Origin of the sequence: Pandoraea terrigena (genome assembly GCF_902459705.1) — a bacterium.
In the GTDB taxonomy this organism is placed as follows: Bacteria; Pseudomonadota; Gammaproteobacteria; order Burkholderiales; family Burkholderiaceae; genus Pandoraea; species Pandoraea terrigena.
In genome coordinates, this window is the sequence record NZ_CABPRU010000007.1 from 166,334 (window position 1) to 186,424 (window position 20,091).

Below are 20,091 nucleotides of genomic sequence, written 5' to 3' on the forward strand. Positions count from 1 at the left end.
TGCTCCATTTCTGTCCCATCGAGGGGAGTGCACCGCGCTCGTCCGGCATGGTCGATCACCCACGCGAACCCTTGAGCGGTGTAACGAATCGGTTTTCGCAAACGATGGGAACAGCATCGCACCCATGGTGCGATGCGTCATTGATCTGCCGCAAGTTCAGCGGCGAATAGACAGGGCGCTCAAAAGAAGCCGAGCGGATTGACGTCGTAGCTCACCAGCAGATTCTTCGTTTGCTGATAGTGATCGAGCATCATCTTGTGCGTCTCGCGGCCGATGCCAGACTTCTTGTACCCGCCGAACGCGGCGTGTGCCGGATAGAGGTGGTAGCAGTTGGTCCATACGCGTCCGGCCTGAATGGCTCGGCCCATGCGATATGCGCGATTGATGTCGCGTGTCCATACCCCGGCGCCCAAACCGAACTCGGTGTCGTTCGCAATGGCCAATGCCTCCGCTTCATCCCGGAACGTCGTCACCCCAACGACCGGGCCGAAGATCTCTTCCTGGAACACGCGCATGCGGTTATCGCCCTTGAGCAGCGTTGGCTGGATGTAGAAGCCCGACGCCAGCGGACCGCCCAGCGACTCGATGCCTCCGCCCGTCAGCACCTGTGCGCCTTCCTTGCGGGCGAGATCGAGATACGTGAGGATCTTGTCGTACTGCTGCTGCGACGCCTGCGCGCCGACGGCCGTCTCGGTATCGAGCGGATCGCCGCGCTTGATGCGTGCCACCCGCGCCATCACCACCTCCATGAAGGGCTCATAGATCGATTCCTGCACGAGCGCCCGCGACGGACACGTGCAGACCTCGCCCTGGTTCAGGAAGCCGAGCACAAGTCCTTCGGCCGCCTTCTCGATGAACGCCGGCTCGCCGTGCATGATGTCGTCGAAGAAGATATTCGGTGACTTGCCGCCCAACTCGACCGTGCTGGGGATCAGGTTGGCCGCAGCCATCGACAGGATGTGGCCACCGACCGGCGTCGACCCGGTGAAGGCGATTTTCGCGATGCGGCGACTGGTCGCCAGCGCTTCGCCCGCTTCCTTGCCGAAACCCTGCACGATGTTGAGCACGCCGGGTGGCAGCAGATCGCCAACCAACTCGGCGAACAGCGTGATCGAGAGCGGTGTCTGCTCGGCAGGCTTGAGGACCACGCAGTTCCCCGCCGCGAGTGCTGGGGCGAGCTTCCACGCCGCCATCAACAGCGGGAAATTCCACGGAATGATCTGGCCGACGACCCCCAGCGGCTCATGGAAGTGATATGCGGCCGTGTGCTCGTCGATCTCGGCCGCCGTGCCTTCCTGCGCGCGGATGCAACCGGCGAAGTAGCGGAAGTGATCGACGGCCAGTGGCAGATCCGCCGCAAGCGTCTCGCGCACCGGCTTGCCGTTGTCCCACGTTTCTGCGACGGCGAACCGTTCGAGTTGCGCTTCGAGCCGGTCAGCGATCTGTAACAGGATGCGCGAGCGGGCTTGCACCGACGTCTTGCCCCACTTGGGCGCCGCCGCGTGTGCCGCATCGAGCGCCAGCTCGATGTCCGCACTGTTCGAGCGTGGGAACTCTCCGATTACACCGCCGGTGACGGGCGACGTGTTGGTGAAATAGCGGCCTTCCACGGGCGGGACGAACTTGCCACCGATGTAGTTCTCGTAACGCGTCTGCAAGGTCAACAGGGCACCGGGGGTGCCGGGCGGGGCGTATTGCATGGTGTGTCTCCGAATATTGTCTTGTCGGTGGCGCGGGGGCCACACGGGACAACAAGCAAGTCGCGGGCCACCCCGGGCCTGTCGCCGATTCACGGGGCTGACGCCCGCACGACAACGGGCAAGGTGTGCCGAATCCGAGACACGTTTGTCTTGTGCGGTGACACAGGTGTCCCGTTCGCGTGACAGGCAATCGCTGGATGCCTGCCGATTGACATACCGCATTGCAATCGCCTCCGGCATGGGACATGCTTCAGGAACGACGACGAGATCATTCGGCACGGGGGAGACGACCAATGCCAGCCAAGACAGAGTCCGCGCACGCGCGCCGTGTGCTGGATGCCGTACAAGGTCACGTGACGCCCCTCGCGACGGCGACGGACCCGAACATCGCCAATTCATGGCGTCGATGCCTCGACACCTACGCGCTTGATCCGGGGGCGCGCATGACGCCGCGCGTGTTGGCGTCGTCGCAACTGCGCGAGCGGCGCAGTGCGATGGAGCGGCTGTGCCACGTTTCCATGCCGGTGCTCGAGCGCCTGCAGCGTCAGTTGATGAATCCGGGCCAGGCCGTGCTGCTGACGGCCCCGGACGGCGTGATCGTCGACGCCCGTCTCCACGACGGCACGCGCGACGACTTCCATCGCGCAGGCTTGTGGCCGGGGGCCGACTGGAGCGAGTCGTGCGAAGGCACCAACGGCATCGGCACCTGCGTGGTCGAGCGTGCGCCCGTCATCATCTGTCAGCAGGATCATTTCCGCGCGCTGCACACGCCGCTCACCTGCACGGCAAGTCCCGTCTTCGCACCGCAAGGGGAGTTGCTTGCCGTCATCGACGTTTCGACGACGAACGCCGGCGTGACCCGGCAAAGCCAGTTCCATACGCTCGCGCTCGTGAATCTGTCGGCCAAGGTCGTGGAGCGCGACTACTTTTTCCAGCACTATCGCGACGAGTGGCTGCTGCAGCTCCAGGAGCCGGCCGATCATCTGGGCGACTTCGTACAAGCGTTGATTGCGTTCGATGACGCTGGCCGCATCCTCGCCGCGAATCAGAGCGCACTGAATCGCCTGGGCGTCCCGCGCGACACGCTGGTGGGCACGCGCGTGGATCGATGGTTTGCGCAAACGCTCGACGCCTTGCTCGCACAAGCGCATCCGGCGCCGAGTGCGTACTGGCCGATCCGCACGCAGACGGGCGAGGCGCTGGTGGCGATGGTGCGTGCGCCGTTGCGCGCGGTGCGCCGGGTGACGCGTTCGTCAAGCGCGCCCCCCGAGGCGCCTGCCGAGCCGTTTTCCGACCCGGTGCTGGCGCGTGAGTTTTCGCGCGCGTGCCGCGTCTTCGCGCACGACGTCCCGGTGCTGATTCGCGGTGAGACCGGCAGCGGCAAGGAGGTCTTCGCGCGCGCCGTGCATGCAGCCAGTGCGCGGGCCCGCGGTCCGTTCGTGGCATTGAATTGCGCGGCAATTCCCGAGTCGCTGATCGAAAGCGAATTGTTCGGCTACGTCGGCGGCAGCTTCACCGGGGCGCGCAAGGAGGGGATGGCCGGCAAACTATGGCAGGCCAACGGCGGCACACTGTTTCTCGATGAGATCGGCGATATGCCCTTCGCCATGCAAACCCGTTTGCTGCGCGTGCTCGAAGATCGTCGCGTGTCGCCATTGGGCGGCGGCGAGCCGGTGCCGCTCGATATTCGAGTGCTCAGTGCGACGCACCGCGATCTGTCCGAACGGATTGCCGAGCGGCAGTTTCGCGAAGACCTTTTCTATCGGTTGAGCGGCCTCGAGGTTCGCGTGCCGCCGCTGCGCGAGCGCGACGACAGAATCGAGGTGATGCACACGCTTCTGGCGCAGGCCTGTCAGCAAGACCGGATTCGCCTGACGGACGCGGCGCGGGATCGGCTGTGTGGGTACGCGTGGCCCGGCAATGTGCGTCAGATGCGCAGCATCATCCGGACGCTGGTCGCGCTTAGCGAGAGCGGCGTTATCACGCTGGACGACCTGCCCGAGGCCTTGCGCGACGGCCCGGGGCTTGTGCCTGAGGGGCCGCCAGAGGAGGCGCCCCTGGAGGCGGCAGAGCGCCAGGCGTTGCGCACGGCGCTTGACGCGTGCCAAGGGCAGGTCAGCGCCGCCGCGCGCAAGCTCGGTGTGAGCCGCAATACGCTTTATCGGAAGCTGAAGCGATTCGGCCTGTTGCGCGGATAACATCGGCCGCGCTGCCGCCGCCGCGTCGGGGGCGGTTACTTCACCGGGATTGGCGTGGCCCGATCCACGGGGACGGCCGTCACGCTGTTCTGGGGCGAGCCGTCGATGAGCTTGTCGGCGTAGGTGAGATAGACGAGCGTGTTGCGCGCCTTGTCGACCATGCGCACGATGCGCAGTTTCTTGAAGAGCGGAGACAGGCCTTCCGAGAAGACTTCTTCCTTCTTCGGTAGCGGCCCTTCGAACGACACCGGCCCGACCGCACGACAGGCAATCGAGGCTTCCGCCTTGTCTTCCGCAAGCCCAACCAGGCCCTTCAGACCACCGGTTTTTGCGCGAGACACGTAGCAGGTCACGCCGCGCACCTTCGGGTCGTCGTAGGCATCGACGACAATCTTGTGATCCGGTCCGACGAGCTTGAATGCGGTGTCAACGTCGCCAATCTTCTCGGCGTGCGCCCAACTCGTGGCGACCATCAACGCCAGGGCGGCGGCTTTCTTCATGAGGATGTCTTCCGTCAGGAGTCCACGGCGGCTGCAACCGCATCCGCCACGCGTCGCCCAAGGCGGGCGTCGTGCGGCCGATTCTACCCGCGTCGCGCGATCTTCAATATCCGCCGGCGACGCTCGTCACACCCGGGCGGGTCAGTTGCCCGTCGCGATCAAATACGCTATAGTCACGCCTCTTCGCGCGGGGGGTATAGCTCAGCTGGGAGAGCGCTTGCATGGCATGCAAGAGGTCAGCGGTTCGATCCCGCTTACCTCCACCAAACGAATGACGGTTTCCGTCCCCTTCGTCTAGAGGCCTAGGACATCACCCTTTCACGGTGAGTACAGGGGTTCGAATCCCCTAGGGGACGCCATCTCACGGCTGCGGTGTGACATCGACACATCGAAGCTGGCCGGCGTCGGATTCGGCAAATCGCACAAAGAAGCCGGATGTCTTTCACGACGTCCGGCTTCTTGCGTTTACGGGCGGTTTGCCGACTTGTCTGCCGTCCCGCCTGCCCCGGGCGGCGGAGGGCAGGCGATGCGCGCGCCGTGTGCGGCCGGCCCCAGGCGTCGCCCAGTGCTGACGGGCCAACGGGCGATCGCCGGTACAATGACGTCTTTGCGCGCGCCATGTCGACGTGCGCGCCGTCGTGAATTCCTCATGAGCAAACCTGCCCTCACTCTCAAGTTCAAGTGCACGAAGTGCGCCAAGCCGGTCACGTTGTATCTGCAAAAGACGACCGCGTGTTCGCATATCACGCCGTATCAGGGATGGTGCAAGTGCGGTCAGTTGATGCGCCATGCCACGGGCGACAAAAACGCAGTGGCGTCGTTCGTCGACTCGATGGACCCGCTGTGGTCGCACCATCATCACCATTGAGCGCTGGGCTCGCTCTCGTGCGCGCAGCGCGGTTGTGCGTGTGCACGCCGTTCGCGCTCGTATTCGCTGGCCCGGCCGCTGAGGTGGCCCGGTCCCGCCGCGTGAGTCAACCGTGACTGCCGTGCTTACGCCGTGGCGGCCCGCGCCGAAGGATCCGATGCGCTTCATCGCCGCCTATCCCGCGGGCGTGCTCGCGCAGGTTCGCGAACTGGTCGACGCGGGGCAACTGGCCGCGCATCTTGACAGGCGCTATCCTGCGCGCCACGCCGTGCAGACGGACCGAGCGCTATACGAGTTCACGGCGCAGATCAAACAGGATTACCTGCGCAGCGCACCGCCCATCCATAAGGTGGCTTACGACGCCAGGATCGATGTCGTGCATCACGCGCTGGGGCTGCATACGGCCATCTCGCGGGTGCAGGGGAGCAAGCTCAAGGCCAAGAAGGAGATTCGGGTCGCCTCGTTGTTTCGCGAAGCCCCGCCTGAGTTTCTGCGCATGATCGTCGTGCACGAACTCGCGCACCTCAAGGAAAGCGACCATAACAAGGCGTTCTACCGCCTGTGCGAGTTCATGGAGCCTCAGTACCATCAACTCGAATTCGACACGCGGCTGTTTCTCGTGCGACGCGAAATCGAGGCGGCTTCGCCGGCAGCCGATTGAGCGCCGCGAGCGAGCCAAACGACAACGCCCGCCGGCATGACACCGGCGGGCGTTGTGTTTGGGGACCGCGCGGGTGGCGGCGTGCGTGCGATCAGTACGGATACACCGTATCGTTCGCGACGGCGGCACGCTGGCCCTGCTGAACGCGCAGCGGCGGCGCTTGCGTGACCGTCGCGACGCGACCGTCGTCCAGGCGCACGGTGATGCGGTACAACACGTTCGGCTGCCCCATGTTGTTTTCGATGCGATTCCCCGCGATGGCGCCGATCAAGGCGCCGCCGATGGTGGTGGCGGTGCGCCCGCGCCCGCCGCCCATTGTGTTGCCGAGCAGACCGCCCGCTGCGCCGCCGAGCACCGTGCCGAGGATGTTCGGGCTGTTGTTGTCGCCGTTCACTTGCTCGATCGATTCGACGCGGCCGTACAGCGCTCCCGGAATCTGCTGCTGCTGCTGGGGTTGCTGATACCCCTGTTGGTAGCCTTGTTGATACCCCGGTTGTTGATAACCCTGCTGGTATCCCCCCTGTTGGTAGCCCGGCTGCTGATACCCGTACTGCGGTCCCGGCGCAACGCAACCGGCCAGCGTGAGGGCGGCCAGTGCCGCGCTGATTCCCGTAAGTGTCTTGATGTTCATTTTGGTTCATCCTCGTGAGCGTGAGGTAAATGCTTGATCACCGAAGTCCGCAGTGATGGCACGCACCCTGTGGTGAGTCTATTGCGACCACGACGCGGAATGTAGGGTTCCGCAGACCTTTATGCTGTAAGAAAAGGTAAGCGTTTGTAATGGCGTCGTGCCGGCGACGACGCAGGCCAGGTGCGGATTCCACACACATTGTCTCCTGTTCAAACCGCCCATCGGTGATATTCATCGCCAGATGCGCCATGGCGCCATGCTCTGTAAGCGCTTAATGTGAAAGCGGAATTCGCTAACTCATAGCGAATAGTTAGGAATTTTCCATCGTTGACTGGCTCGTGAGTGCAATTTTGCGCCGAATTCGTCTAAGCATATAACCAGAAAGCACTTGGGTGCCGCAATACCAAACGGTAACATCGCGGCCTCTGGCGTCGGGTTGGCCGTCGTTGGCAATTATGCGGTGCAGTCCTTTCGCCATCGTGGTGCGGGTGCCGCAAGCGTGCCTCAGCCACCTGCCGCTCCGATCATCGTTTTTCCATTCAGCATTATGTCCGTCGACGTTTCCCTGTCTCCCGTCGCGTCTGCCCACGCGAGCTCCACGACTTCGCCCATTTCTCATGCCGCAGGGTCGCATGGGCCCGCCGTGATCCGCTCGGCGGCCGACATCGCCCAACTCGTCAACCAGGGCGGCGCCCGTGTCTCGAATGCTGGCTGGATCGTGGCCATTGCACTCGGCGGTGTGTTCCTCGACGCCTACGACCTCGGCGCGCTCGCCTTCGGCCTGAAAGACGTTTCCCGTGAATTCCATCTCACGCCGGCAGGCACCGGCATGGTGGCGTCTGCCATCACGTTCGGCGCCATCGTCGGCGCGTTCCTCGGTGGCTACTTCACGGACCGCATTGGCCGCTACCGTGTATTCATGGCCGACATGCTGTGCTTCGTGATCGCCGCCATCGCGTGTGCGCTGGCGCCGAACCAGTACGTGCTTGCCGGTTCGCGTTTCGTGATGGGGCTGGGCGTCGGCATCGATCTGCCGGTGGCGATGGCCTTCCTCGCCGAATTCTCCAAACTCAAGGGACGGGGCAATAAGGCCGCGCGGGTGGCGATGTGGTGCCCGACCTGGTACGCGGCGATCTGCGTGTCGTATCTGCTGGTGCTGCTGTGCTACGCGGCACTGCCATCGTCGCACAGTGCGCTGCTGTGGCGCATCATTCTCGGCTTTGGCGCCGTCCCCGCGCTGGCGATCATTGCCCTGCGCAGCCGCTACATGAGCGAATCGCCGGTGTGGGCCGCCAACCAGGGCGATCTCGAAGGTGCGGCGAAGATCCTGAAGCGGTCCTACGGTATCGACGCCGTCGTGGCCGCCGACGCTGAACGCGTGGCGCCGAAGCGTCCGGCCACGTGGCGCAACTACGGGGCACTGCTCAAGGGCATCTACCTGCGCCGCACGACGCTCGCGACCGTTATCGCCGTGGCCTCGTCGTTCGCCTACAACGCGGTGGCATTCGGGTTGCCGGTGATCATCGCCAGCTTCCTGGCGCAGTCGATGCTCACCACCATCCTGATGTCGCTCGCGCTGAATCTGCTGTTCGCGTTCACGGGCGGGTTGCTCGGGGTGCGGCTGGTGCCGAAGGTTGGCGCATGGAAGCTGACGGTGCTCGGCTATGCGTTCCAGTTGACTGCGCTCGTTGGACTGGCGCTCGTGGGCAAGCCTGACGGCGGCGGGCAAGTCGCCTGGGCGCTGGGTTTCCTCGCGTTGTTCCTGCTGGGGCAGGGCTTCGGCCCGGGGGCGCATTCAATGACGTTCGCGTCGCTGAGCTATCCGACGTCGCTGCGCGGCGTGGGCGTGGGCTTGAACCAAACCCTCATGCGCGCCAGCTCGACCGTCTCACTGTTCCTGTTCCCGGTGTTGGCGGCCACGCTCGCCACGAAGGTGTTCTGGGTGATCGCCGCCGCCCCGGCCATCGGTTTGCTGGCGTTGCTGGCCATCCGCTGGGAACCGTCGAATTACGACGTCGACGCGGAAGACTTCTGAGCATCGCTCGCCCCACTATCGATGACGCATGGCGTGCGAACGGCTGATCGGGTGAGCTAAGCGATGGGAGCGGCAGGGGGGATGTTTGCGTTCTGGCATGCGCCTATCGACGGGGCAGGCGCATCCCGGCATTTTGCGTCATGTCCTCAAAAAAAAGGGCGCTTCGAACGAAGCGCCGTGCCCCTGATTGCGCTGTCGGCTTGAATGCGACGCGATGCCGGGTGGTATTGACGCGGGGGTGCGCTGGTTCAACTGGGGCGCGGCGGTGTGCGGCCCGCCAGTGCGGCGCTTCCCCCCATGATGTAATTCTCTAGCTGGTCGATGGTGAACTGTTGTTCCGTGATGATGGCTTTGACCAGGTCGCCGATGGAAAGCAGGCCCACCAGTTCGCCGTCTTTCATGACAGGCAGATGACGAATGCGATGCTCCGTCATCAGCGACATGCACTCCTCGTTGGTCTGTTCGGGGCTGACGTAACGCACCGCCGAGGTCATGACGTCGCGCACCGGCGTATTGACCGAGGTGCGCCCCATGAGGGCGACCTTGCGGGCATAATCGCGCTCGGTAAAGATGCCAACGATCGTGCGGCTGTCTTCGCTGACCAGCACCGCGCCAATGCGTGCCTCGGCCATCAGGGTCAACGCGTCGAGTACCGAATCGGACGGGCGCACCTTGTACACCGTATCGACCGATTTGGACTTCAGGATCTGAGCGACTGTTTTCATGGTCATCCTCGTGCGGGCTGCGGGTACTTACAGCATAGTTGAGCGCGCGCTGCGCGTCATGCTCGCGTTGTCCCCGAGTGAATCCGGGCGCGGTAGACGCGCGCGGGCGCTCCGGCCGGGCTCCCTTGGTGCGTTGCGCCACAAATGTGCACCCCAAGTCCCCGGATTGCCGCCTGGAGGCCACTTTTTTCCCACGCGCAACGTAGAAAGGCGTATCCTTGCGGGATCGGCGAAAATTCGCCGATCAACGCCTGACGATCGCGAAAAGCTTTATCGGCGTCGCTGACAGCCATGTCCTGCGAGCCGGATCACTCGCTGTGCCGATGGCGCAGACCCCACGGTCTTCGCCCTCCCGACACACACTGCTCGTCATTGTGGCACTGCCGCAATGTGCCTTGCTCCTTCGAACCATCGCCGCGTTTCGGTGCGTCGCCATGCTGTCATGGCCGATCCACCGGGTAGGCTCCTTTTGGCGTTCGATGTGCACCCCGCATACCCAGGGTGCGGCGACGGTATTGGCGAACGAACCTTCAGTAACATTGGTGCTGCGCCCTCGCGAGCGGCACCCTCAAGAGGACACGATATTGGCCAAGGAAGAACTGATCGAATTCAGCGGACACGTTTCGGATGTATTGCCGGACAATCGCTTTCGCGTCACGCTGGAAAATGGCGTGGTAGTGATGGCATATGCGAGCGGCCGTATGCAGAAGAATCGCATCCGCATTCTCGCGGGTGACCGCGTGACGCTGGAAATGTCGCCCTACGACCTCAGCAAGGGCCGCATCAACTACCGTCACAAGAATTAAGTCAGCGAAGACGTCTGGCTTTTGCGCGTTGCGGGCATCGCCCTGGCGCGCACGGAAGCGATGTGCGGCGACCCGACGGTTGGTCGCTGCCCGTCACTTCGGATTTCCTCCCGAATTTTCCCCTCCCGCGTTTTCCCCCGGATCGTTCCCCTCGCGCTCGTATCGCGCGCAGAACGCCCCTGTCTGAGCGGTTACCATTTGCGCATGCCTGACGCCAGCGCTGCGTGACGATGGGTTGCGCGCCCGGTTTTGCCGTCGATGGCGCGCCGGGCGAGGTGCGGGCGATGTGGCGGGCGCGTGGGCCTTGTGCGCTCAGAGCTGTTCGAAGCGGTCGAACCGGCGGCCGGTGTATTCGATTTCGCTCTCGAACGCCGTCACGCGCGCGCCGGGCGGTCCATGCCGCATCCATTCGAGCATCTTGTCGACCTGATCGGGCGTGCCTTGCACCATCGCAAGGATGTCGCCCTCGGGCAGCGCCTGAACCCAACCGCGCACGCCGATCAGATGCCCCTCGCGCACGGCCGCCTGACGGTAGCCCACGCCCTGAATCTTGCCGCGCAAACGCACGGCAACGGTTTCGAGCGAGGAACTGGGCGAGAGTGACTTCATGGCGGCAAGCAACGGAAAAACGGCGACAAGGGTGAGGGTGCGAAAGACAAGCCTTCCGGAAAGGGGCGATTGTAACGTCATCGCCTGACGGTTGCCCGCGCCTTTGCCGGTCAGCGCGCCGGTGCCGCTCACGCCGTGCCCACAACCAGCCGAAGGCGCGTGATCTCCGACGGTGCCCCAAAGCGCTTGGGCGGCCCCCAGTAGCCTGTGCCCCGGCTGACATAGATCGCGAGGCGGCCAAGCCGGTGCAGGCCATGCACATAGGGCTGTTGCAGCGGTACGAAGTACATCCACGGCCAGAACTGCCCGCCGTGCGTGTGTCCCGAGAGTTGCAGATCGAAGCCGGCTTCGTGCGCCGCCGGTGCGCTGCGCGGCTGGTGAGCGAGCAACACGCGCGGCACCCCCTCCGGGGCCCCGGCGACAGCCGCGAGCGGGTCGCTCGACTTCGCCGGGTCGAAATGGTGCGCCGTGAAGTCGGTCACGCCAGCCACCGTCAGCGATGCGCCTTCGTGGGCGAGCACCACATGTTCGTTTTCGAGCACCGTCAGGCCGATGCGTCGCAACTCGTCGACCCATGCCGGCGCGCCCGAGTAGTACTCGTGGTTGCCGGTGCACACGTAGGTGCCGTGGCGCGACGTGAGTTGTGCGAGCGGTGCGATGTGCTCGCGCAAGGCGGGCACCCCGCCGTCGACCAGATCGCCGGTGATGGCGATGAGGTCGGGCGAGAGTTTGTTGGTCGCCTCGACGATCGCTTCGATGTAGCTGCGGCGAATCGTCGAACTCACGTGAATATCGCTCAATTGCACAATGGTGAACCCGTGGAGTTCGGGGGGCAGGTTGGCGATGGGAACGTCGACGTCGACCACGCGCGCGAGGCGCCGCGCATTATAGAAGCCCAGCAGGGTGGCCATGGCGGTGAGCATCAGCACGATGACCGCTGAGCGGACGACGAGTTGCGCGTCGATCGCCGAGATCACCATGGCCACGCCAAGCACGATATCGCGCAACACCGTGAGTACGAACAGCGTCGAGAAGATGCCGATGGCGGTCATGCCGGTCCAGGTCAGCAGGGTCGCGAGCGGCTCCCGTTGGATTGCGCGGCTCATCAGGCCGAGCGGGATGAGGGCGGTCGAGGCGACCAGCCATAGCCCGCCCAGCACCTTCCAGCCGACGGCCACGGGCAGCGGCGTGAGCAGGCGCCAGCCAATGTAGGCATGCAGCAGCGCGATGAGCGCGAGCATCAACCAGCGCGGGCGCGCGGGCAGGGCGCGGCGCGGCGACTTGCCGTGCGCGTGCGCGGCGTCCGGGGAGGGCGGGGATGTGCTGGAAGCTTGTGAGGGTTGCGACATGGCGTTGCCTGTTCGGAATTCGGGGGGCGGACGGGATCTCTCTCAGAGGCCCGGCACGATCACAAAGGGCGGCGGGCGCGCTACGCTTGCGGCGCCGGGTACTTCTGCCCGTTCATGACGAGCTTTTCTGTCACGGCGCGGTTCAGGTCGACACCGAGCACCGACGACAGCCGCACGAGATACATGGCGATATCGGCCAGTTCCTGCTCGACGTGGCGGGCTTCGTTCGTCTGCATGACGGCCTGGGCTTCGGCATCCGTCTGCCACTGGAATATCTCGACCAGTTCCGCCACTTCGACGGATAACGCCATCGCGAGGTTCTTGGGCGTGTGGTACGGCTGCCAGTGGCGCGCGTCGGCGAACGCCTGCAGGGCGGTCTCCAGCCCGGCCGTATCGATCAGGCGGGAATGGGGGGCGACGGCGTCGCCGTGCACGGAAGCATTGTTCGGAGCAGCGGGCATGGGAAGCGAAGGTCGGCGATGGCCCGGCAGCGACCCAAGCGATGCAGGCGGGCCGATGTCGGACGCGATGAACGAGATGAACGCGACAAACTGCCGCGAGAACGGAGTATGGTAGCGCGTTGGCGCAAGATGCGCCTTGCACCGTCCCGGTCACTTCCGAACCCGCATCCCTTGGACTGTTTCCCGCCCACCCCCGCGCAATCCGACGCAAGGCCCGAGCCGACGTCCTTCCGCGTTACGCTCACGCCGTATCGCTGGCAGTTCGACGCTCCGGCCGACACGCCGATTCTGCTCGCGGCGCTATCCGCGGGCATCAAGCTGCCGAGCCTGTGCCGCAACGGTACTTGCCGCGCCTGCCTCTGCCGGGCGCAAACCGGCGGCGAGCCTGCGCCGGTGGCTTACCGGATCGCGTGGCCCGGGCTGTCGCGCGAAGAGAAGGCCGAAGGCTGGCTGCTGCCATGCTGCGCCCATGCACGCGCCGACCTCGTCATCGACGCGCCCGACGCCACGCTTTGTTAAACTTGGCGCTATCTGACGCTCGTCCCCGAGCCGACATAACCGATTCAGGATCAGGAAAGCCGAATGGCACAGTACGTATTCAGCATGAACCGTGTGGGCAAGATCGTGCCGCCCAAACGTCACATTCTCAAGGACATCTCCCTGTCGTTCTTCCCGGGCGCCAAGATCGGCGTGCTGGGCCTGAACGGTTCGGGCAAATCGACCCTGCTCAAGATCATGGCCGGTGTCGACAAGGAAATCGAGGGCGAAGCGATCCCGATGTCGAACCTGAACATCGGTTATCTGTCGCAGGAGCCGCAGCTCGATCCGGAGCAGACCGTGCGTGAAGCCGTCGAGGGTGGCATGGGCGAAGTCTTCGAGGCGCGCACGAAACTCGATGAAATCTACGCCGCGTACGCCGAGCCGGACGCCGACTTTGACACGCTCGCGGCCGAGCAGGCCAAGTACGAAGCGATTCTCGCCGCGAGTGATGGCAACAACATCGAACAAACGCTGGAAGTGGCCGCCGATGCGCTGCGCCTGCCGTCGTGGGACGCCCGGATCGGCGTGCTCTCCGGCGGTGAAAAGCGCCGTGTGGCACTGGCGCGCCTGCTGCTCTCCAAGCCGGACATGCTGCTGCTCGACGAGCCGACCAACCACCTGGACGCCGAATCGGTCGACTGGCTCGAACAGTTCCTCACGCGCTTCCCCGGCACGGTCGTGGCCGTCACCCACGATCGCTACTTCCTGGACAACGCCGCCGAGTGGATTCTCGAACTCGACCGGGGGCACGGCATTCCCTGGAAGGGCAATTACAGCTCCTGGCTCGACCAGAAGGAACAGCGCCTGAAGCAGGAAGAGTCGACCGAGTCGGCTCGCCAGAAAGCGCTCAAGAAGGAACTGGAGTGGGTGCGTCAGAACCCGAAGGGCCGTCAGGCGAAGTCGAAGGCGCGTCTTGCCCGTTTCGATGAGCTGAACAGCCAGGAATACCAGAAGCGCAACGAAACCCAGGAAATCTTCATCCCGGTGGGTGAGCGTCTGGGTAACGAAGTCGTCGAGTTCAAGAACGTGTCGAAGGCGTTTGGCGACCGACTGCTGATCGACGACCTGAGCTTTACCGTGCCGCCGGGCGCGATCGTCGGCATCATCGGCCCGAACGGCGCCGGTAAGTCGACCTTCTTCAAGATGCTCTCGGGCCGAGAGCAGCCGGACAGCGGCGAGATCAAGGTGGGGCCGACGGTCAAGATGGCTTACGTCGACCAGAGCCGCGATGCGCTGGATGGCAGCAAGACGGTGTTCGAAGAGATCTCGGGCGGCGCCGACGTGTTGACGGTGGGCAAGTACGAAACGCCGTCGCGCGCCTACATCGGCCGCTTCAACTTCAAGGGCTCGGATCAGCAGAAGCAGGTGGGATCGCTCTCGGGCGGTGAGCGCGGGCGTCTGCACATGGCCAAGACGCTGATCTCGGGCGGCAATGTGTTGCTGCTCGATGAACCGTCGAACGATCTGGACGTCGAAACCTTGCGCGCCCTCGAAGATGCCCTGCTCGAGTTCGCCGGTTGCGTGATGGTCATCTCGCACGACCGCTGGTTCCTCGATCGTATCGCCACGCACATCCTGGCCTTCGAAGGCGACTCGCACGTCGAGTTCTTTCCGGGCAACTATCAGGAGTACGAGGCGGACAAGAAGAAACGCCTCGGCGAGGAGGCCGCAAAACCGAAGCGCATCCGCTACAAGCCGATCGCCCGGTAATGCAGGAAAGGGCGCCGCAAGGCGCCTTTTCTGTTTGAACGACGCCGGCAAGTGCGTGGCAGTATGCCGGCTGTCGGTATCCCGTGTTCGACGAGTCGTGCTGGCGCGCGCTGCGCCGCATGACCCGCCATTTTGACGAATCAGGAGTGTGCAAATGAGCCAGTCAGTGAACCCGTTGAATGGGAAAGTCGCCGTGGTCACCGGTGCCGCCAGCGGCATCGGTCGGGAAATTGCGTTCACGCTCGCGCGTGCCGGCGCGGCCGTGGCCATCGCCGACCTGAACCAGCAGGGGGCGGATGCCGTGGCGCAAGAGATCCAGGCGGCCGGTGGCCGCGCCCTTGGCGTGGCGATGGACGTGACCAGCGAGGAGGCCGTGAATAGCGGCATCGACAAGGTGGCGGCGACCTTCGGGTCCATCGACATCCTGATCTCGAACGCGGGTATTCAGATCGTCAATCCCATCGAGAACTACGCGTTCGCCGACTGGAAGAAGATGCAGGCCATTCACGTGGACGGCGCCTTCCTCACGACCAAGGCGGCGCTCAAGCATATGTACAAGGATGATCGCGGCGGTATCGTCATCTACATGGGCTCGGTGCATTCGCACGAGGCGTCGCCGCTGAAGTCGGCCTATGTGGCGGCCAAGCATGCGCTGCTGGGTCTCGCGCGCGTGCTCGCCAAGGAAGGTGCGAAGCACAACGTGCGCTCGCACGTCATTTGCCCGGGCTTCGTGCGTACACCGCTCGTCGACAAGCAGATTCCGGAGCAGGCGAAGGAACTGGGGATTTCGGAAGACGAGGTCATCAAGAAGGTCATGCTTGGCGGCACGGTCGACGGCGTATTCACCACCGTCGACGACGTTGCGCAAACCGCGCTCTTCCTCGCCACGTTCCCGACGGCCGCATTCACCGGCCAGTCGTTCGTGGTGAGCCACGGCTGGTTCATGCAGTAACGCGCAGACGGTGCGGGGGCGCCGGTCGCGTCATGCGCCGTCGCCCCCCTCCGTTGCGTCTTGATTCAGCCTCGGAAAGCTTCAGGAGAACGGTCATGACGGCTAACCCGCCGCAAGTCCCCAAACGCGCCATCGATCTGCCGCCTTACGAGACGGTCGCACTTGTCTTGCAGGGCGGTGGCGCGCTCGGGGCCTATCAGGCCGGCGTGTACGCCGGCCTGTTCGAGGCTGGCATCGCACCGAACTGGATCGCCGGCATTTCCATCGGGGCGCTCAATACCGCGATCATCGCGGGCAATCCGCCTGAGCGCCGCGTGGCGCAGCTCGAAGCGTTCTGGCGCACGATTTGCGAGCCGGCCGTGTTCCCGCCGCTGCCCGCAGCGCTCGAAGCGGCCATCCTCAACGGCCCCGAGTCGGGACGCATCGCCTACAGCGCATGGCAGGCATGGCGCGCCATCGCGGAAGGCCAGAAGGGCTTTTTCTCCCCGCGGTGGCCGCAGCCGTTGCCCGCCGCGATGGGCGATCCGGCGCATGCGAGCTACTACGACACGTCGGCGCTGCGCGGCACGCTGGAGCGTTTCGTCGACTTCGACCGGATCAATTCGTGTGAGACGCGGGTGTCGGTCGGCGCCGTCAACGTGCACACGGGCAACTTCGTCTACTTCGACAACACACGCGAGAAGCTGCGTGTGGAGCACTTCATGGCATCGGGGGCCTTGCCGCCGGGGTTTCCCGCCGTGGAGATCGACGGCCAGTATTTCTGGGATGGCGGCCTCGTGTCGAACACGCCGCTCTCGGAGGTGCTCGGTACGTCGCCGCGCCGCGACACCCTCGCGTTCCAGGTGGATCTGTGGAGTGCGCGCGGACCGTTGCCCGACAATCTGAACGATGTCGCGGACCGGCAGAAGGACATCCAGTTCTCGAGCCGTACGCGTCTGGTGACCGACAACCTGCAGCGCGCCCAGCACTATCGTCGCGTGCTGCGTGAAGTGCTCGATCGCGTGCCAGCGGACGTGCGCGCGCGCGACCCGTGGTGTCACGCAGCGCAGGAGATCGCTTGCAGCAAGCGCTATAACGTCATCCAGCTCATCTATCGCAACAAGGAATATGAGGGGCACTACAAGGACTATCAGTTTGGACTTGCCACGATGCTCGATCACTGGGCGAGCGGTCTCGACGATGTGCGCCGCACGCTCTCGCATCCCGACTGGCTGTCCATGCCTGATGACACCTCGGGCTTCGCCACGCACGACATTCATCGTCACGAAGTCATCTGACCCGTCGTCGCGTCCCATCGCCTTTGGACTACCCCTGTGGCGTGCCCCCCGACACGCCACAGGGCCCTGCGACCGGCAGTTGCAAATCGCCGGCATTTCGTGAACCGATTCCCTCACATGCTCACACCGACGACTGCGCCAGCGCCGTTTCCAGTCGCGCCTTGAGCGGTTGCAGATCGAGCAGCATGGCCGTGCGTGCGGTGCCGTCTGCGGCGGGCAGCTCGACGGCTTCGCGCATGTCATTGCGCATTTCGTGCGTGGCGCGTCCGAGCAGCATGGCGGGCACCGGCAGCTTGTCGGCGTCGTCGAGCGTGACAATGTTCTCGATGGCGTCGACGAGCAGCCCGAGCTTGTCCTTCCCGTGTTCGATAACGAGAATCTTGCGCGCCTGCGCGTCGTCCTGCGGCGGCATGCCGTACAGCGCGCGCAGATCGACGATAGTCACCAGTTCGCGTCGCAAATTGAGCATGCCGCGCACGAAAGGCGGTGCGCCCGGTGCGGGCATGATGTCCGCCGAGTCGTGAATGATTTCGCGCAGTTGATCGAGACGCACGGCCAGCATGTGTTGCAGACGGAATGACACATACGCGTGGCGTGTACCGCGCGACGACTTGGTCCCAGTGCCACGCCACGCCGGATCGCCCGACTTCGCGCATTGTGCGCTGTCCGTCTCCCGATATAGCTCGCGATGGCCGCGCGTGAGTTCGAGCACCTGCGTGTGCGTGAAGAGTTCGTCGGCGTTGAGCAGCACGATGTCATCGGCCTGCTCGCGCGCGATGCAGCCCGAGAAGAGCTGGGCGTGCGAGGCGCTGAACGACGGCATGGCGAGCAGCTCGTCGGCGAAGTACGTCACGATGCTGTCCACGGCGTCCACCAGCAGGCCGAAATGCACGTCTTCCTGCTTGACGATCAGGATCCGGCGTGGATCCGAGGCGGTGCCCGCGACATCGGCGTCGGGGCGGCTGGCGTGCAGGCCGAGGAAGTGGGCGAAGTCGATGACGGGCACAACGGTGCCGCGCAGATTGAGCATGCCAACGCAGAACACGCTGGCGAGGGCCGAGTTCTGCAGGTCGGGCATGCGGATGATCTCGCGAATCGCACTCATCGGCAGCGCCAGGCGCGAGTGCTCGACCGAGAACGACACGCATTGCAGGCGCTGACGTTGCTGACGTCGCTGCGGCGCGGTGAGCGCCTGACGCGAGAGCAATTGCGGCATGTTCTCGATGCGCACAAGGGCGCCCGGGGCGAGGATCTGCAGGATGCGGTCGCCATCGTCGAGCTTGATGGCGCCGCAGACGACCTGCGGCGTCGTGTGCGACGGGGCGTACTCGAACTCTGTGCGCTGCGATGCGCGTACGCGCAGGATTTCGCCCGTTGTGTCGAACACCAGCCCCACCCGCACGCCGTCGACATCGACAATGGCGATCTTCTCGGTCACCGGTGCGGGCCGTCCCGAGGTCTCGGCGGCCATCGCCAGCAACGGCTTGAGATCGACGATGGGGATGAGCGTGCCGCGCAGATTGAACAAGCCGAGCAGGAAGGGGGGCGAGAGCGGCACGGGCGTCACGCGCGCCGGGTAGTTCACGACCTCCTGCAAGGCGGCGATGGGCAGCGCAAATTCGACGTCGCCCAGATGAAATGAGCCGAAGACTTCGACGTCCTCCGGGTTTGACACGCGCTGCGGAAACGGAAATCCGGATGTACGTGCGTTCATGATTCTCGTCCCACGAGTCGGAGAGCGGGCGGGTGGGTCGCCGCGGCGTCCCCATGAGTGCCGATCGTGCGCACCTGGAAGGTGTGATGCGCGCAGTGAATCGTCAGTTGCCGGCCGATCTCGCCGCCGACCTCGACGTGCACGATGGGAATGCCGGTCTCGGCCATCAGCGCCTGTGCCATCCTGGCATTCGCCACACCGATCAGTCCGTGCCGGGCCGGTGGCTGGTGGGGCATCATGTTGCCGCCGCCAGCGATCACCGCTTCGATCTCGCCGCGCCGTGCGCCGTCGGCCCGCATCAGCGCGAGCAGCGACGGCACCGCTTGCGTGACGTACTTCGCCCCGATGGCAAAGGTGGGGTTCGGCGCTTCGGGCAACAAGCAGTGCGCGAGACCGTAGAGTCCACGCGCGCGCCACATCAGACCGATACCCACACACGACCCGAGGGTGGCGCGCAGCACGTCGTCGCCGCGCCCGATGCGCACCTCGCCCATCAACACCTGAATGTCATGCGACGGCCCCATTCGACGCCCCCTGGTTCCGGTAAATGAGTGGCTGCTCAAACTGATAGCCGGTCGAGAGCCGCGTCAGCGACTCGGATTCCCCGACAATCAACACGCCTTCGGGGGTCAGCGTGTGGCGCACGTTCTCGAGAACGCGCTCCTGATCGGCGGCTTCGAAATAGATCAGGACATTGCGCAGCATGACGAGATCGAACGCCTCGCGGCGCGGCATGCGCTGGTACAGGTTGTGCTCGGCAAAGGTGATATGCGCACGCAGTTCCGGGGCAACGGAAAAGCCGCCTGCGCTCGGGCGGAAATACTTCGCGAGCATGGCGGGGCGTTGCTGTTTGAGACCGTCGATGCTGCGCCCGCCGAAGTTGCCCGCCATCGCCATGGCCAGCACCTGGCTCGAAATGTCGGTCGCATGAATCTGGTACTGGAAGCCGCTGTGCCGCGATCGAAACTCCTCGCAGAGCATCGCTGCGGAATAGGACTCCTCTCCGGAAGCCGCCGCAGCCGACCACATCCGGAACATCCGGCCGGGATTCGCCGCATGCCAGCGTGGCAGGTAGTGTTGTGCGAAGTAATCCCAGACGCGCGGCGTGCGAAAGAAGGTGGTCTCATTCGTGGTGACCAGGTTCACGAAGTTGCGCACCTCGTCGGGGGTGGTCTCCAACAGCGCCAGGTAGTCCCGATAGCAGCACAGGGAGAGCATGCGCAGACGCGGGCGAAGGCGGCCCTGCAACATCGTCCACTTTTTTTCGTTCATCGAGATGCCGGTGTGCCGGTGGACAGCGCGCAGCAGGGCGTGCTGGGTAGCGGGGTCGACGTCGGCTTCGATTTCCATATCGG

19 protein-coding genes and 2 tRNA genes are annotated in these 20,091 nt (G+C 64.5%); 11 read left to right on the plus strand and 10 right to left on the minus strand.

Going from position 1 to position 20,091, the window contains the following annotated elements:
- Positions 1 to 179: 179 nt before the first annotated feature.
- Complete coding sequence (exaC, locus tag PTE31013_RS15755) at positions 180 to 1,700, minus strand: acetaldehyde dehydrogenase ExaC (protein ID WP_150613714.1); 1,521 nt, start codon at positions 1,698 to 1,700, stop codon at positions 180 to 182.
- A gap of 293 nt (positions 1,701 to 1,993) precedes the next feature.
- Between exaC and PTE31013_RS15760 the strand changes: the two genes are divergently transcribed.
- Positions 1,994 to 3,898, plus strand: coding sequence for a sigma-54-dependent Fis family transcriptional regulator (locus PTE31013_RS15760; RefSeq protein WP_150613715.1), 1,905 nt, complete (start codon positions 1,994 to 1,996; stop codon positions 3,896 to 3,898).
- Between the two features lie 35 nt (positions 3,899 to 3,933).
- Here the strand turns inward: PTE31013_RS15760 and PTE31013_RS15765 are convergent, their stop codons facing one another.
- Positions 3,934 to 4,398, minus strand: a complete 465-nt coding sequence (locus PTE31013_RS15765) for a CreA family protein (RefSeq protein ID WP_150613716.1) — start codon at positions 4,396 to 4,398, stop codon at positions 3,934 to 3,936.
- Positions 4,399 to 4,588: 190 nt separating this feature from the next.
- Between PTE31013_RS15765 and PTE31013_RS15770 the strand changes: the two genes are divergently transcribed.
- From PTE31013_RS15770 to PTE31013_RS15785, 4 genes are all read left to right on the plus strand, one after another.
- Positions 4,589 to 4,664: transfer RNA gene (locus PTE31013_RS15770), tRNA-Ala, on the plus strand.
- A 17-nt stretch (positions 4,665 to 4,681) separates the two neighbouring features.
- A tRNA-Glu gene (locus PTE31013_RS15775) sits at positions 4,682 to 4,757 on the plus strand.
- Positions 4,758 to 5,047: 290 nt separating this feature from the next.
- Positions 5,048 to 5,266, plus strand: coding sequence for a hypothetical protein (locus PTE31013_RS15780; RefSeq protein ID WP_150552241.1), 219 nt, complete (start codon positions 5,048 to 5,050; stop codon positions 5,264 to 5,266).
- Positions 5,267 to 5,423: 157 nt separating this feature from the next.
- Positions 5,424 to 5,927, plus strand: coding sequence for a M48 metallopeptidase family protein (locus tag PTE31013_RS15785; protein WP_150613771.1), 504 nt, complete (start codon positions 5,424 to 5,426; stop codon positions 5,925 to 5,927).
- Positions 5,928 to 6,018: 91 nt separating this feature from the next.
- Here PTE31013_RS15785 and PTE31013_RS15790 read toward each other — a convergent pair whose 3' ends face one another.
- Complete coding sequence (locus PTE31013_RS15790) at positions 6,019 to 6,558, minus strand: outer membrane lipoprotein (protein WP_150613717.1); 540 nt, start codon at positions 6,556 to 6,558, stop codon at positions 6,019 to 6,021.
- A gap of 547 nt (positions 6,559 to 7,105) precedes the next feature.
- Here PTE31013_RS15790 and PTE31013_RS15795 point away from each other — a divergent pair.
- Positions 7,106 to 8,593 carry an MFS transporter gene (locus PTE31013_RS15795; protein WP_150613718.1) on the plus strand — a complete coding sequence of 496 codons (1,488 nt, stop codon included), beginning with the start codon at positions 7,106 to 7,108 and terminating at the stop codon, positions 8,591 to 8,593.
- Positions 8,594 to 8,841: 248 nt separating this feature from the next.
- Here the strand turns inward: PTE31013_RS15795 and PTE31013_RS15800 are convergent, their stop codons facing one another.
- A complete protein-coding gene (locus PTE31013_RS15800) occupies positions 8,842 to 9,318 on the minus strand; it encodes a CBS domain-containing protein (RefSeq protein ID WP_150613719.1) in 477 nt (158 codons plus the stop codon).
- A 584-nt stretch (positions 9,319 to 9,902) separates the two neighbouring features.
- Between PTE31013_RS15800 and infA the strand changes: the two genes are divergently transcribed.
- Positions 9,903 to 10,124 carry a translation initiation factor IF-1 gene (gene infA, locus PTE31013_RS15805; RefSeq protein WP_017234638.1) on the plus strand — a complete coding sequence of 74 codons (222 nt, stop codon included), beginning with the start codon at positions 9,903 to 9,905 and terminating at the stop codon, positions 10,122 to 10,124.
- A gap of 312 nt (positions 10,125 to 10,436) precedes the next feature.
- Here the strand turns inward: infA and PTE31013_RS15810 are convergent, their stop codons facing one another.
- The 3 genes from PTE31013_RS15810 to PTE31013_RS15820 all read right to left on the minus strand — a co-directional run bounded on the left by PTE31013_RS15810 (position 10,437) and on the right by PTE31013_RS15820 (position 12,543).
- Entirely contained in the window at positions 10,437 to 10,733 is a 297-nt protein-coding gene (locus PTE31013_RS15810) for an acylphosphatase (RefSeq protein ID WP_150613772.1), read from the minus strand.
- Between the two features lie 128 nt (positions 10,734 to 10,861).
- Complete coding sequence (locus PTE31013_RS15815; protein ID WP_150613773.1) at positions 10,862 to 11,974, minus strand: metallophosphoesterase; 1,113 nt, start codon at positions 11,972 to 11,974, stop codon at positions 10,862 to 10,864.
- Between the two features lie 188 nt (positions 11,975 to 12,162).
- A complete protein-coding gene (locus tag PTE31013_RS15820; protein WP_150613720.1) occupies positions 12,163 to 12,543 on the minus strand; it encodes a nucleotide pyrophosphohydrolase in 381 nt (126 codons plus the stop codon).
- A 171-nt stretch (positions 12,544 to 12,714) separates the two neighbouring features.
- On the opposite strand from PTE31013_RS15820, the gene PTE31013_RS15825 reads away from it, so the two are divergent.
- The 4 genes from PTE31013_RS15825 (at position 12,715) to PTE31013_RS15840 (ending at position 17,022) form a co-directional block, all read left to right on the plus strand.
- Positions 12,715 to 13,062, plus strand: coding sequence for a 2Fe-2S iron-sulfur cluster-binding protein (locus PTE31013_RS15825; RefSeq protein ID WP_246174619.1), 348 nt, complete (start codon positions 12,715 to 12,717; stop codon positions 13,060 to 13,062).
- Between the two features lie 63 nt (positions 13,063 to 13,125).
- The gene (ettA, locus tag PTE31013_RS15830) at positions 13,126 to 14,793 is read left to right on the plus strand and encodes an energy-dependent translational throttle protein EttA (RefSeq protein WP_150613721.1); all 1,668 of its coding nucleotides are present in this window, start codon (positions 13,126 to 13,128) and stop codon (positions 14,791 to 14,793) included.
- Positions 14,794 to 14,947: 154 nt separating this feature from the next.
- A complete protein-coding gene (locus tag PTE31013_RS15835; protein WP_174978589.1) occupies positions 14,948 to 15,745 on the plus strand; it encodes a 3-hydroxybutyrate dehydrogenase in 798 nt (265 codons plus the stop codon).
- Positions 15,746 to 15,840: 95 nt separating this feature from the next.
- Positions 15,841 to 17,022 carry a DUF3734 domain-containing protein gene (locus PTE31013_RS15840; protein WP_150613722.1) on the plus strand — a complete coding sequence of 394 codons (1,182 nt, stop codon included), beginning with the start codon at positions 15,841 to 15,843 and terminating at the stop codon, positions 17,020 to 17,022.
- A 121-nt stretch (positions 17,023 to 17,143) separates the two neighbouring features.
- On the opposite strand, the gene PTE31013_RS15845 is transcribed toward PTE31013_RS15840, so the two are convergent.
- From PTE31013_RS15845 to PTE31013_RS15855, 3 genes are read right to left on the minus strand one after another with little or no spacing between them, the layout of a single operon-like run.
- A complete protein-coding gene (locus tag PTE31013_RS15845) occupies positions 17,144 to 18,736 on the minus strand; it encodes a chemotaxis protein CheW (protein ID WP_150613723.1) in 1,593 nt (530 codons plus the stop codon).
- The gene (locus tag PTE31013_RS15850; protein ID WP_150613724.1) at positions 18,733 to 19,260 is read right to left on the minus strand and encodes a chemotaxis protein CheD; all 528 of its coding nucleotides are present in this window, start codon (positions 19,258 to 19,260) and stop codon (positions 18,733 to 18,735) included. Before PTE31013_RS15850 ends, PTE31013_RS15845 begins: the two co-directional genes overlap by 4 nt.
- On the minus strand, positions 19,244 to 20,086 hold the full coding sequence (locus PTE31013_RS15855; protein WP_150613725.1) for a CheR family methyltransferase: 843 nt from the start codon (positions 20,084 to 20,086) through the stop codon (positions 19,244 to 19,246). The genes PTE31013_RS15850 and PTE31013_RS15855 overlap by 17 nt, the downstream gene beginning before the upstream one ends.
- Positions 20,087 to 20,091 lie beyond the last annotated feature (5 nt).

Bases quoted from the DNA above. Each gene is read 5' to 3' on its own strand.
- PTE31013_RS15845 (WP_150613723.1), bottom strand. From the start codon at position 18,736: ATGAACGCACGTACATCCGGATTTCCGTTTCCGCAGCGCGTGTCAAAC.
- ettA (WP_150613721.1), top strand. From the start codon at position 13,126: ATGGCACAGTACGTATTCAGCATGAACCGTGTGGGCAAGATCGTGCCG.
- PTE31013_RS15855 (WP_150613725.1), bottom strand. From the start codon at position 20,086: ATGGAAATCGAAGCCGACGTCGACCCCGCTACCCAGCACGCCCTGCTG.
- exaC (WP_150613714.1), bottom strand. From the start codon at position 1,700: ATGCAATACGCCCCGCCCGGCACCCCCGGTGCCCTGTTGACCTTGCAG.
- PTE31013_RS15785 (WP_150613771.1), top strand. From the start codon at position 5,424: ATGCGCTTCATCGCCGCCTATCCCGCGGGCGTGCTCGCGCAGGTTCGC.
- PTE31013_RS15835 (WP_174978589.1), top strand. From the start codon at position 14,948: ATGAGCCAGTCAGTGAACCCGTTGAATGGGAAAGTCGCCGTGGTCACC.
- PTE31013_RS15760 (WP_150613715.1), top strand. From the start codon at position 1,994: ATGCCAGCCAAGACAGAGTCCGCGCACGCGCGCCGTGTGCTGGATGCC.
- PTE31013_RS15850 (WP_150613724.1), bottom strand. From the start codon at position 19,260: ATGGGGCCGTCGCATGACATTCAGGTGTTGATGGGCGAGGTGCGCATC.
- PTE31013_RS15780 (WP_150552241.1), top strand. From the start codon at position 5,048: ATGAGCAAACCTGCCCTCACTCTCAAGTTCAAGTGCACGAAGTGCGCC.
- PTE31013_RS15790 (WP_150613717.1), bottom strand. From the start codon at position 6,558: ATGAACATCAAGACACTTACGGGAATCAGCGCGGCACTGGCCGCCCTC.
- PTE31013_RS15810 (WP_150613772.1), bottom strand. From the start codon at position 10,733: ATGAAGTCACTCTCGCCCAGTTCCTCGCTCGAAACCGTTGCCGTGCGT.
- PTE31013_RS15800 (WP_150613719.1), bottom strand. From the start codon at position 9,318: ATGAAAACAGTCGCTCAGATCCTGAAGTCCAAATCGGTCGATACGGTG.
- PTE31013_RS15765 (WP_150613716.1), bottom strand. From the start codon at position 4,398: ATGAAGAAAGCCGCCGCCCTGGCGTTGATGGTCGCCACGAGTTGGGCG.
- PTE31013_RS15840 (WP_150613722.1), top strand. From the start codon at position 15,841: ATGACGGCTAACCCGCCGCAAGTCCCCAAACGCGCCATCGATCTGCCG.
- PTE31013_RS15815 (WP_150613773.1), bottom strand. From the start codon at position 11,974: ATGCTCGCGCTCATCGCGCTGCTGCATGCCTACATTGGCTGGCGCCTG.
- PTE31013_RS15820 (WP_150613720.1), bottom strand. From the start codon at position 12,543: ATGCCCGCTGCTCCGAACAATGCTTCCGTGCACGGCGACGCCGTCGCC.
- PTE31013_RS15795 (WP_150613718.1), top strand. From the start codon at position 7,106: ATGTCCGTCGACGTTTCCCTGTCTCCCGTCGCGTCTGCCCACGCGAGC.